9 protein-coding genes and 1 pseudogene are annotated in these 13,147 nt (G+C 36.1%); all 10 read right to left on the bottom strand.

What is annotated here, in order from left to right; translation table 11 throughout:
* Nucleotides 1–131 precede the first annotated feature (131 nt).
* Nucleotides 132–629 (bottom strand): FG-GAP repeat domain-containing protein, encoded by a 498-nt coding sequence (locus tag Q5W13_RS05045; RefSeq protein WP_304445563.1) that lies wholly within the window; start codon nucleotides 627–629, stop codon nucleotides 132–134.
* A complete protein-coding gene (locus Q5W13_RS05040; protein ID WP_304445562.1) occupies nucleotides 602–2,383 on the bottom strand; it encodes a VCBS repeat-containing protein in 1,782 nt (593 codons plus the stop codon). Before Q5W13_RS05040 ends, Q5W13_RS05045 begins: the two co-directional genes overlap by 28 nt.
* A 104-nt stretch (nucleotides 2,384–2,487) precedes the next feature.
* Nucleotides 2,488–2,793, bottom strand: a complete 306-nt coding sequence (locus Q5W13_RS05035; protein WP_304445561.1) for a hypothetical protein — start codon at nucleotides 2,791–2,793, stop codon at nucleotides 2,488–2,490.
* 622 nt (nucleotides 2,794–3,415) lie between these two features.
* Entirely contained in the window at nucleotides 3,416–4,303 is an 888-nt protein-coding gene (locus Q5W13_RS05030; RefSeq protein WP_304445560.1) for a glycoside hydrolase family 16 protein, read from the bottom strand.
* Nucleotides 4,304–4,386: 83 nt separating this feature from the next.
* Nucleotides 4,387–5,169 carry a glycerophosphodiester phosphodiesterase gene (locus Q5W13_RS05025; protein ID WP_304445559.1) on the bottom strand — a complete coding sequence of 261 codons (783 nt, stop codon included), beginning with the start codon at nucleotides 5,167–5,169 and terminating at the stop codon, nucleotides 4,387–4,389.
* A gap of 119 nt (nucleotides 5,170–5,288) precedes the next feature.
* Nucleotides 5,289–6,371 (bottom strand): RagB/SusD family nutrient uptake outer membrane protein, encoded by a 1,083-nt coding sequence (locus Q5W13_RS05020; RefSeq protein WP_497582265.1) that lies wholly within the window; start codon nucleotides 6,369–6,371, stop codon nucleotides 5,289–5,291.
* 83 nt (nucleotides 6,372–6,454) lie between these two features.
* The gene (locus Q5W13_RS05015) at nucleotides 6,455–6,865 is read right to left on the bottom strand and encodes a hypothetical protein (RefSeq protein ID WP_304445558.1); all 411 of its coding nucleotides are present in this window, start codon (nucleotides 6,863–6,865) and stop codon (nucleotides 6,455–6,457) included.
* Between the two features lie 11 nt (nucleotides 6,866–6,876).
* Nucleotides 6,877–9,441: pseudogene (locus tag Q5W13_RS05010) on the bottom strand (SusC/RagA family TonB-linked outer membrane protein); the annotation flags it as partial.
* Nucleotides 9,442–9,452: 11 nt separating this feature from the next.
* Nucleotides 9,453–9,950 (bottom strand): carboxypeptidase-like regulatory domain-containing protein, encoded by a 498-nt coding sequence (locus Q5W13_RS05005; protein ID WP_304445557.1) that lies wholly within the window; start codon nucleotides 9,948–9,950, stop codon nucleotides 9,453–9,455.
* A 305-nt stretch (nucleotides 9,951–10,255) separates the two neighbouring features.
* Entirely contained in the window at nucleotides 10,256–13,087 is a 2,832-nt protein-coding gene (locus Q5W13_RS05000; protein WP_304445556.1) for a triple tyrosine motif-containing protein, read from the bottom strand.
* Nucleotides 13,088–13,147: the final 60 nt, after the last annotated feature.

The raw sequence follows: 13,147 nt of genomic DNA, 5'->3' as shown, positions 1-13,147 counted from the left end.
TCCTTGTCTAAATTGCGTCGTAATGGGGTCAATGGCTCCGTTATTATCAAAGTCCTTCGCATAAATGGTGACTGGTTCTTCAGAACTAGCTTTAAAATTACTATTTAGGCCTAGGTTGCCTAATACATAGTCTATGTCTCCATCCTTGTCAAAATCACCTGATGCAATACTGTTCCACCACCCGCTGGCATTTTCAATTCCGGTGGTGCTGGAAACATCATTGAATATGCCTTCCTGGTTTTTAGAAAAACAGGAGTCATATACTCGCCTACAAGTATAAGGTCTATAGAGTTGTCATTATCAAAATCGGTAAAAAGAGCATCACTTAACATTCCTAATTCTCCATTAGTTTTAAGAATGTTTTTAGTTGCGTCAACAAACGTCCCGTTCTCATTTACTAGAAGATAGCTTTTTGGCGATAGGGGGTAAGAACCATCAATATATCTCCCACCAATAAATAAATCTATATCTCCGTCTTTATCAAAATCAGATGCTTTAATAAAGGAACCTGAATCAGGTCTTGTAAAGAACGTAGATTCTGTGAAATTCCCTTTGCCATCATTTTTATAGAGCCTGTCCTCATAAACCTTAGTGTTGTTGGTTAAACGCTCACCGCCGCTAATGACCATGGGAGGTCTAAGTCGCCATCGTTATCTATATCTACTAACAATGAGCCCATGTCTTCATGCCGCTCACCATCTGTTATTATTTTCTCGGTAAAGTTTCCGTTAGCATCCTGTATAAAAAAACTGCCATTATTGCCTTTGCCACCTCCAATGTAAAAGTCTTCTAAATCATCGCCATTAATATCGCCTACGGCCATGCCCGGACCTAATCTAGAATTCATTTTAATTAAAGTAGCCTTAGAATTGAAGTCAATATGTTTCTTTTCTGTGTGTTGGTATTCTATGCCGATTTTATTGGTTATTTCTTCAAACAGGTAAGATGTGTCATTTGATTTCTTTGACTTAATAACTTCGGAATCCTGATACTTTAAAACCAGCGATTGATTTGCCGAAACATCACTCAAAACCTGATAATTTCCGTTTGGCCAAGTTACTTTTAAGGAATCTATTTCTTGTGTGTCTCCAAGACCAAAATGAAGCCTATTTTCCATGGTAGACAAGTACCCTTTTACAGGAGAGTAAAATTGATATTGCTTAGAGTCTTTTGTGTAAAGGGTAACCTCTGAGCCAATATAATCGTCTAATCCATCAAAGAGAACAGAAATATAATGAGCGCTGTCCGAAACCTTGGTGACAGCTGTTATGGTTGTGTTTTCGTAAAGATGTGCTTCGTCATCAATGTTGTTTATGACCAAATCCAAATCGCCATCATTGTCAAGGTCTGCGTATGCCGCACCGTTAGAATAGCTTGGGGTGTCAATTCCCCAATCTAAAGACTTGTCATCAAAAGTTAGATTGCCATTATTTTTATAGACGTAATTGTGAAGCTTTACCTCTGGCAAGGCTCTTAATTTATTCAGTTTTTCTTTACGAATAGTTTTTGGGTCGCCAAAAGGTCCTTGTTGCTGGCCGTAAACAATGAAATCTAAATTGGTGACATCTCTTCTGTATCCATTGGTAATAAAAACGTCTTTAAAACCATCATTGTCAAAGTCGGCAATTAATGGAGACCAGCTCCAATCTGTAGCACTAATACCAGAAAGTTGGCCAATCTCGCTGAAACTACCGTTGCCATTATTTAACTGTAGTGTATTACGAACATACTGAGGTGTGTATCCAAAATCAGTATCAAGAACAAGTTTGTCATAGCTGAAGTAGCCAATAGTTTGTTTCAAACGTTTATTGTCTTGAGGGAGCATATCTAAAACAACAATGTCCGAAAGCGCATCGTTATTGATATCCGAAATATTTAACCCCATGCCGTTATAGCTTTGATGCTTTAAGTAGTCAGTGACTTTATCGGAAAAAGTACCATCGCCATTATTTATATATAGAATGTCATTGGTTAAAAAATCGTTGGAAACATAAACATCTAACCAGCCATCTTGGTTAAGGTCACAAATTGCAACACCTAAACCAAAACCTTCAATAGTAATGCCTGCTTCTTTTGATATATCCGTAAAAGTGTCATCGCCATTATTGCGATATAATCTATCTGTACTTGGAGCGCTGCCGTTTGTGATTTTTGGTCTGGAAGTATTTCGGTTGTAAGGTACCAAGGCATTTGTTAAAATGTATAAGTCCAAATCACCATCTTTGTCATAATCAAAAAATACGGATTGGACACTGTAACCCGTATCTGCAACTCCAAAAGTCTTAGCAACTTCCTTGAAAGTACCATCTCCGTTGTTGAGGTAGAGTAGGTTGGCCATATCTTCATTTGGTGTATTTCTGGGGCCACCTTTACTAACGTACATGTCTATGAAACCATCTTTGTTTATGTCATTAAAAGAAACCCCGTTACACCAACCGGTTGTTTCAATATTAGCCTCTTTTGTAATGTCTTTAAATTTAAGGTTACCTAGGTTACGATATAATTTACCTTAAGCACTTGGTTGCCTGAAAAATAAATATCTTGAAGACCGTCATTATCAATATCCCCAATGGCAACTCCTCCTCCGTTGAACATGAACTCAAAATCCAGAATGTTTACACTATCGTTTTCTGATAATGTATTCTGAAAATCTATGGAACTGTCTTTTGAAGAGACTAGTTTAAATAACTGTTTTTTAGAGTCTTTGGAATTACAACTTAAAATGAGAAATCCCAATATACTAAAGAGGAATAGTTTGTAGACAGACCATATTCTACGCTTGTGATGAGCCATTCTCAATTTGTCCTTTGTTTTCAACGAGTGTGTAATTATTTGGTGCAAATACAAGATGTATTATACAGGTCCTCAATATAATTAAATATGTTATAAAATGGGTGGTATTTATAGAATCTAAAAGTGTAGACCATAAAAAAATGGCATCTTTAAAAGTTAGCGACTCTCTTAAGGTGTCTCATTAATTAAAACTAACTGAAACAATTTTATGTGCTCATATCATTCAGAAAGAACAGGAAATTTATAGTCTTGAGATTTGGGTTAAAATCCTTCTGCTTTTATCAATCTCTAACTGCGGTATTGGAAATAAACCATTAACAGTCCTGGTAATCCTTGTATTTTGAATATAATGTTTGTCAAAGTATTTGCTTAGCCAAGTCAGATATAGAATTTTTCATGAGGAAAGCTCTAGATTTCTCCGAAGCCTTTTTTAGTATTAGCAGAGACTAAGTTAGAATCGGCAATCTTTGGGTTAAGGGTTTGAAAAAGCTCCCGAATTTCAGTGCTATTTAAACAATCGTTTGTTTATAGTTTTCGTTTTAATAGTAGTATTGGGAGTGAGTTTAAAAAAAAAAAAACAGCGTGACAGGTTTTTTAGTTCTTCAATACATTGTGGTAATACTTACTCTTTTTGATATACTCTGGCATAGTCAATTATCATTTGTTGAGGAAAGATACTGTCGTCTATACCCTTTTGTCCTCCCCAACTACCACCAATGGCTAAGTTCAATTTTAAATGAAAAGCTTGGTCAAAAGGCCATTCCGCATAGGTTTTGTTCAGGTTCTCAAACTGATGGTAAGCAGTGCCATCTAATATGAATTCAATTTTCTCGGGAGTCCACTCTATGGAATACTCATGGAAATCATCATATGGTTTTTCAATGAACACAGATTTGCCAACTTCGGTTCCTTTAATGTGGTTGAAAGATTCAGTATGAACGGTACCGAAAATCGAATCGTTTTGATAGCCAACGTGTTCCATGATATCTATTTCGCCACATTTTGGCCAACCTACTTCTTTCCAATTCTCACCCAACATCCAGATAGCCGGCCATGTCCCAGTACCCTTCGGCAACTTGGCTCGAACACTAATTTTGCCATATTTCCATTCGGTTATACCCTTAGTAGTCAAGCTGGCGGAGGAGTACTCTCCAAACTCCTTATTTTTCATCCAGTTGTCATCTTCTTCAGAAACAAATGCCTTGTTTGTTACCTTTTCCTTGTGGGCTTCTATAATGAGAAAGCCATCCTCGATACGAACGTTCTTAGAATTGTCGGTATAGTATTGTGCCTCGTTATTTCTAATAAAACCTGTTTCGTAGGCCCAATTAGCAGATTTTGGTTTGCCAGTACCATCAAATTCATCCGCCCATACCAATGTGTAGGCTTCGGACGATTCTTCCACTGGCTCGGTGTTTTTGTTTTTCTTAGGGTTGCTTTCGCAACTGGCAACAATAAATCCTACAAAAATTAAAAGTAGAAGGTATTTGAAGATAGAGGGCTTTTGCATGGGATTTTAGTTATATAAACAAGATAAGAAACTTGGGGAAAATGTAATGGTCATAACTGAATTCTTCATGAAAGAACTCTTTTTTAAGGTTGTGTCGTTTTCTTAAGTAACAACTCTGGTTCGTTTGTGGTGATAAAATCAAAATTATTTTTTAAGAACCACTCCATTTCATCTTCTTCGTTTACCGTCCACGCATTTAGGGCTATTTTGTTCTTTTTGGCACTTGTAATCCATTCCGGATGTTTTTTAAAGACGGATAAGTAATAATCGGCACCATCGATGCCATCACGCTTTAGTACCTCGGGAGATTTGCTGCCGTCTAGATACTGCGTGTGTACTTCAGGATTCAATTCTTCCAATCGCTTTAAAATATCATAGCTAAAACTAATATATATAACCATGTGTTGTGCTTTGAGTTCATTAACCATTTGATAGACTTTTTCGGCAATCAATAGTCCTCTTTCCTTATTTTTGGATGGCTTTATTTCACAAACAAGACGTGTAGTCGTATTATTTTCAAGGCCTGCCAAAATATATTCTCTTAGGGTTGGTAATATCTCTCCATTCTTTAACGGAAATTTGTTTAGGTCTTCATAACTGGTTTTTTCTATATTCAGACTGGCATAATCTGGGTCATGGGTAATTATTAAAGAATCGTTCACAGTCATGCGTACATCAAATTCGGAACCTGCGTATTGTTTTCGAATCGCTTCCTTTAGCGCAGCAATAGAATTTTCTGGTAAATTTTTAGCCTTCCATGCACCTCTGTGGGCGATCACTTTATTTTGTGAAAAATTGACCGTTTTTTTTGTAGCGGAACACGAACCGATTAGAATCATTGTTATCAATAGAAAAATATATCTCATACTTTACACTTTAAACATTAATATTTAGGCACAGGCCCTAAGACCCATGCCCAAATTACTCAACTCACTTAAGTATTACTCGGGGGTATTTTTAATTATAACCATCATTCTGTGGATAGCTAAGGTCCTAATAAGTCAAGATCAATTTGTGCAATAGGAAAATGGATATAGTAGGGTTTCCAATTAGAGCGTGGGTCTTTTTCTCCTAAATTGGCAGGAAAGTATTCGCCATCGCCGGCGTAGTTCGTAATTTGTCTATTTATTACCTCTTGCCCCATTCTTTTCAAAGTAAACCATCGTTCACCTTCAAAAGCAAGTTCGCGTGCTCGTTCATCTAATATAGCTTGTTCATCTACAGTGGTTACGGGTGTGGCTCCCGCTCTTAATCTTACTGCATTTAAATAGGGTAGAGGATCTCCACTAGAACGCATTATGGCTTCTGCCGCTATTAAGTAGGTCTCCGCTAATCTAAATACCATTATATTGCTTCTTTGAAGATAGGAATTTGGATTGTCATCTTCTTGAGCAAACTTTATACAGGATGGGTGAAGTCTTTGGTAATATGAAGTGTAAGTTTCACTAGGATTATTTAAATCTGTAATGGGTTTATAGATTTTAATTTCTTGATTTATGCTGTCGCCAGATGTGTAATAGTATTTTAATCTAAAATAGGTGTCCTTATCTCTGGAGTCATTGGGATCTTCTGCAAGAAGATCCAGTAAATATCTGTTGGGTAGAATTCTAGAGAACCCTCTGCCACCTTGCGCTATATTGGCCTCTATACCCGAAATTTGAAAGTACTGGGTGACATAATTAGCATTCATCATAGTGTTGTCTCCACCGCCCAATAAATCATCTTGGGATTGTACGACGAACAATGCTTCTTCGTGATTTCTATCACCCGAAAAGACATCTTCTGTAGTTGGCATTAAACTGTGAGGTCCTTCTTCAATTAGAGAAACCGCTTGGTATTTAGCTTCTTCCCAATCCCCTTCCCACATGGCAACTTTGGCTTTAAGGTGTTTTGCAGTCCCCTTCGTTACACGACCAAAAGTATCGTTCCATTCTAGATGTTCTATAGCGAAATCTAAATCGCTATTCAATAGTGCAAAGATTTCTTCTTTCGACGATTTATCGTTAATAACATCAAAAGCATTGTCTACCGTGACCGTATTTGTGGTAACGAAAATGTTATTGAACATTCGATATAAATAAAAATAAGAGTTGGATCTAAAAAACTTGGCTTCGGCCAAAACTTGGTTTCTTGTATCGTCATCAATCTCTTCTAATTCCTCGGCGGCATTAATGATTTCAGTAGCCTTATTGGTAATGTTATAAAAATGCTTCCAAAATAACGATGATACAAAATTGGCACCTGGTCTACAGGAGAGACTCCTCTTTCATATCTACCCATTAAGCCAGTGTAACCTGTTCTGCTAAAGGCGAGATCGCTTCGTGACGACATTAATACGGCTCCCATAAAATCTTCGGTGCCGTTATCGTATCTATCCCTATTAAACTTGTATAAACTTACTACTCCTGACTTTAGTCCTTCTTCGGTAGTATATATGTAATCAGAATCTATTAAGGTACTTGGTTGCTCTTCTAAATAATCTTCGCATGATACGGCAAAAAAGACTACCGTTAGTAAGGCAAACCCCTTCTTTAATCTTATGTATAGTTTTTCGGTATTCATAATTTCTTATTTTAAAATTTAACCCTTAAACCAAAAGTGAAACTTCTTGCATCTGGATAGCCAGTGTCGGCATTTGAAAAGGTACTTCTAATATTAACTTCAGGACTATAGCCGATATAATCGGTATTGGTGAACAAGTTGGTTCCAGTAACGTAAAACCTAATTTGCTCAAGACTTAAATCAGAGGTTATAGCACTGGGCAATGTGTAACCTAAACTAACTGTCCTTAATCTTAAATAGGACGCATCTGTTACCGCCAATGCATTTAAATATAACGGAGTACTATCAAAATCAGGTCTAGGAAATGATGTGGACGGGTTCTCGGGAGTATAATAATCTACCTTTACACCATTTAGCTTGCCAGAAAGTGTGCCACCGTTATTGAAATCAGACAAGAAGGGATTTACTTTGGTAGTACCTTCAACAGCATAGAAATCTACAAACAAATCAAAACCTTTATATTCTATTGTAGTGGAAAACGAACCGAACCATTCTGGATTGGAATTTTTATAGACTCGATCTTCCAGTGTTATCTTTCCATCAGGTACTCCAGTTTCATTGCCATTATCATCTACCCCGTTAGTATCTTTAATTTTAATATCTCCGGGTCTTAGGTTTTCCTGTGGTAATGCCGACTCTGGGTTTGCCTGTGGAGCATTTGCAAAATCTTCGCCTTCTTGCCAAATACCATCAAACTCATATTGGTATATAACCCCAACGGGTTGTCCTACATAATACCCATAACTATCATCTGTAGTAATGGGGTTATTGTCTCCATCATTATAAAGTTCCAATAATTTGTTTTTGTTTTTGGACCAATTGGTTGAAACCGACCATCTAAAATTATCGTTATTAATAATATTGGCTGTTAGATTTAATTCTATACCAGTGTTTTGAAGCTCTCCTGCATTAAAGAAGGTGTATTGGTAACCTGTTATAGAAGGTACACCTCTACGGAGCAACAAATCTGTTGTTCTTGCATCGTAATAATCGACATTACCTGTCAAAATCCTATTGAACAATGAAAAATCAAGACCTAAGTTCAGTGTTGTTATTCTTTCGAATTTTAAATCTGTATTAGGAAGAATTACCGAAGGTGAGTAGCCTGAAAAGGATTCGCCGTCAAAAGTGTAATTTTGTCCGTCTGCGGTAAATAAAGAGGTATAAGCACGCCCAAGGTCATTTACTAAAGAACCATAACTTGCTCTGAATTTTAGTTCTTGAACAGAATTTACATCTTCTAAAAAGCCCTCATTATGTATTTTCCAAGCAAAGGAAACTGCAGGGTTAAAGCTCCATTTATTATCTTGTGAATTAACGGAAGCACCATCGGCCCTAGCGGTTGCAGTTAATAGATATTTATTATTGAGATTGTATCTGGCCCTAGTCATAAAGGAAGCCAATCGTTGTTGGTTTTTGTCGCGTTCAACAGTTACGTTCCCTACAGCATTAGAAATACCGTCGTAACTAAGACTTTCATTGGTAAAACCTTGTCCTTCGGTAAAAGTTCTACTATATTTATTTTCTTGAGAAGATTGAACGAAAGTCAGATTAAGCCTATTATTTTCATTATAGGCCTTATCATAGGTTAATATATTTTCTATCAAATAAGACTCTATCAAACTATTGTCAATTCTAGCTATACCATTGACATCATCGCCGGCGGAACTTAATGAAGATTGATATTGTCCTCTTTCCGATGTTCTTCTGGTAAGGTTGGTCTTTAATTGATATTGTAGGTCTTTGGTAATCTGCCAAATAGGAGTAATATTTATTACATAATCATTTCCCTTTTCATCATTATCTTGCTCCCTTAAATTCCAGATAGGGTTTACTGCGGACAGTTCCTCGCCACTTGGAAATTGTGTTAGGTTACCATCTTCATCATAGGCCCTGCCCAAAGGTGAAGTTGTGATTACATTTACGTTTGCAGCCCTTTCAGTATCATCGTTCAAGATGTTTAGATCAAAATTTACTGAAAACTTATCACTGATTTTTTGATCTACATTTAAACGTAACGTTTTTCTAGTATAATTGGAAGTTGGAATAATACCTTCTTCTTTAAAATAATTAACGCTACCGAAAACCTTGGTAAATTCAGTGCCGCCACTTACGCTAACCGACTGACTGTTTACATAACCGCTTTTTACCAACTCATCTTCCCAGTTAATGAATTCGTTATTAGCTAAAGAGGCCAATTCTAATTCAGAAAAGATATCCTCTTCGTTAGGGTAAGATCCATCTGCAATATTAGACCTAGCTGCTTCTCTTCTTAATTGGGCAAATTCTTGTCCGTTATAGACGTCAAAATTACGCTCTATGGATTTTGATGATACAAACCCGTGATAATTTATACTGACTTTACCGCTTTTGCCTCTCTTGGTAGTAATTAGAACTACACCATTGGCCCCTCTTGAGCCGTAAATAGCTTGTGCAGATGCATCTTTTAGGAACTCCATTGATTCTATATCATCAGAATCTATATCTTCAATTCCCCCATCTCTGATGATACCATCTACAACATAAATGGCACTAACACTACCCTCAATGGAACCTTGTCCCCTAAAGATTATATTAGATGTCCCTCCTACCTTAAAGTACCTCCTCCTACATCTACTTGTAAGCCTGCTATTCTACCTCTTAGCATCTCATTGACATCTGCTGTAGGTGTTAATATAGCTTTTTCAATATCTGTTGTGGCTACTGCGTTTACCACATCACTTTTATTTTGCGTACCATAACCAACTACAACGACTTCTTCTAGTTGACTGGAATCTTCCTGTAATTTAATAGTTATCGGGCTGTTGGAAATGGGCACTTCTGCATTGGCATAACCAATGTACGAAGCGGTTAATGTGGTGGCATCCCGAGGAGCATTCAAGATGAAATTACCATCAAAATCGGTAGATGTACCTTGAGTTGTACCCTTTATCACTATGGAGGCCCCGGCTAAGGGAATTCCATTTTGATCAAGAACTAATCCTGTTATTTTTTGCTGATCTTGTGAATAGAGGATTACAGCAGAAAAAATATTTAGCAAAAGCCACACTAGCTTTTTTCTTGGGTTAAATAATTTGGTAATCATAGCGTATTGGTTTTGTTCAAAACTAAAGTTGGATTTTTTTAGACAGTTGTAGATTGTTGTATAACAAGAACATAAAGTTCCATCTGTTACCAAAGTAGAGAGATTTATCTTTTGAAAAAGAAAACGGTACACTACAAAAACATACATATTGCAACAGAACTCCCACATGTTCCATAAACGCTATTGTTTATAGGGTTTCATGCTATTCAGATTTTTATGGAACTAATAAAAAAAGTTAGTTAAATATGAGAATTTAGGAGATTTGTGGTGGTAATGTAGTGGTGTTATTTGGGTTATCTTAACTATTAAATGGAGAGAATGTAGTCTGTAAGTTTCATTTCTCTTTTTAAATCAAGTTTTTTTCGTAACCTAGAACGCCTTACTTCTACACTTTTTACTGAAATATTAAGTAGTGGAGCTATTTCCTTTGATGAAAGGTTTAGGCGCAAATAGGCGCAGAATTTTAAATCGTTTGATGATAAATTGGGATGTAGTTCTTTGGCCCTTGTTAAAAATTCTCTATCGGTATTATTAAATGCCTCCATGAAAATTTTTCGATCTTTTGAACTATTTAGATTTTTGTCTATCAGTTTTATGACTGGATGCGTTTTATCGAATAGCTCATTACTTTTTTTGAGTTCTTTTTTAACTCTTCTTAATAATTCATTTCTTTTTACTAAGCTCATTGTGGAAATGGCCAACTCACTATTTTTGTTTTCAATTTCTTGGTTTAGTTTTTCATTTGTAAGGCGTACCATTTCCTGTTCGCTTTTAATGTATTTTAGTTGTATTTCCCGTTGATTTTCAAGTAGCGCTTTTCTGTTCTGTCTACGATAGTAGCTTTTGTAAGATTTGTGAACAAGGAAGCCAAGGCTAAATATGAGTAGTGTGTAAGCTAATAAAGCTGTGTTGGAGAGGTAAAATGGTCTGGCTATAGCAAACCTATATTGTATAGTATTCATTGATTGATGGCTTCCGATTTTTGAACGGGCCCTGAATACATAATCTCCAAATGGTAATTTTTCAAATGTAATGGATGGTGTTGGGGTCCATTCGCTCCATGAATCGTCCAACCCTTCTAGTTGATATTGATAATTAACGTTCGTGTACTTGCTGTACTGGGGAACGCTATAATTAAAGTTGATGGTTGATTCGTTATAATGAAACTCACCTTCGTCAAATTTGGAAACATTCTTAGTGCCATTTTCATTTTTTGTAACCATGACCTTATCCATAACTAGTTGATGGGACTTGTTCGGAATCTTGTCAAGGTCTATCAGCAGGTATCCATTAGTTTTGCCTATTAGGTATTTGTTATTATCTAATTGGGTGATATTTTCAAAGCTAAGGGTCATTTCTCTCCAATTGTTTTCAATGGGAATTGAGTTGAAGTCTAGCATATTGTTCAAAGGACCTTTTTGGGTATAAGCTATATGGTTTTGATTAAAACTCCATAGTCGTTCTTTTTTGTCAAATACTAATTTACCCGATAGGTATTCTCCTTTTGGAATGAGTTGGCTTAAAGTTGAATCCCTAGCAAATTTTTTTGTGTTGGGTTCAAGTTTAAAAATTCCTTTTCGGTTTGTATAGAGTAAATCATTGCCCATCTTTAGTATTCCAGAACCTTTACTTTTTTCAATATTGGGAATAAGTGTAACTGAATCAAAAGACAATAAGTCATTATTTAGTTCCAATCGATAAATTCCTTTGGTTTCATGGTTTACCCAAACTTCATGAGTATCTAGAATTTCGAAAAAGCGAGAAGAAATTTCAAATCCTTCTATTTTATGACTCAGTTTCCAAACGCTCCCTTCATTTTTCATTATTGCTAAACCTGAATAATGGCCAAGCAGAAGCTTGTCAGGTTGATTGGGAATAGTCCTAAAGTCCCATACTCCATCAACATGCGCAACTAATGAAGCCTTGTTGTCATCAATAGAAAAAACTCCGTTATTGTGTCCACATAGTAATTCGTCGTTCGCGGCGTAAAGTGACCAAACTTGTCCTTCTGTTCCTTTGATAAATTTTAATCTTTCGTTAGAATCTACATTTTTGTAGAATAGTCCTTGATTGGTGCCAATATAAAGTTTTCCCTTGTGTGTAATAGAAGCATAGGTTGTTCCAAAAGTACCGTCTCTATCATTATATTCCCTGATATAAGATTGCCTGTTTATGCAATCCAGACCATTGTCTAAGGCGGCCCAAATATTAGCGTTGGCGTCTTCAAATAAATTTAGTACAGTATTGTTACTTAAACCATTCGTTTGGTTAATTATGCTGGTTATTAGACCATCCTTTGATATTGAAACAATACCCTTTGAGATGGTACCCAACATAAAACTATTATCTCTTAATTGAATACCTCTGAACACACGTGTGTTCTTAAGTAACGTATCTGCGGGAAGATTCCATTTTTCAAGCGTTTGATTTTTTATCTTGTACAGCCCTTTGGTTCGCGTCAATACTACCAGCCCGTCATTTGCGGAGAAGATGTTAAGTAGAAATTTAATGTTGAGGTTTTTCGGTATGGTAGCAATTAATTTTTCCGTTCCGTTTTCAAGATTAAATATTCTTCCATCATATTTCTGAAGATAAATTTTCTGGCCAACCTTGAATAACCTGTAGTTGTTTTCTTTGTCCGTAGTAAAGTTTAATTCTTTTGAATCTGTATCATAAAAATAAAGGCGATCGTAAGACTGAAAGATTACGTATTTATCCAACCCTTCAATATTCCATATAATTTCATCTTCGAACAATTCTTCTTTTATAGATTTGGAGATAGAATGGTACTCCATAACCCCATTATTGATTTTGGTCCAAAAACCAAACTCCATATAACTACCTGTATAAATTTTATCCTTATAGGAAGATAGGGAACGAATTGCAGCACTGTGGACAGACGGGTATAAAGCCCACCTAGATCCATTATATTCCAATAACCCTTCATTATTGGCCACAAATATGTTGCCTTGATGATTTTCTGTTACGTCCCAATTTTGATTTTCGGCACCATATTCTGAAGCTGAAAACTTTATAATTGGCGGTGTTTCTTGAGGGTATAAAAATTGAAACACCAAAAAAAATATGGCCGAAAGTTTGTAATATCTTTCAAAACTTAAGGATGTGGAGTTAAGCATGTTTTATATTATGAAATCTATAGTTCTTCAAACAAATTTATAAATATGAAATTTGGCGAC

This window comes from Zobellia laminariae (assembly GCF_030553095.1).
In the GTDB taxonomy this organism is placed as follows: domain Bacteria; phylum Bacteroidota; class Bacteroidia; order Flavobacteriales; family Flavobacteriaceae; genus Zobellia; species Zobellia laminariae.
Note: the sequence above shows the minus strand (reverse complement) of the source record. Positions and strands in the feature narration are given on the sequence as shown.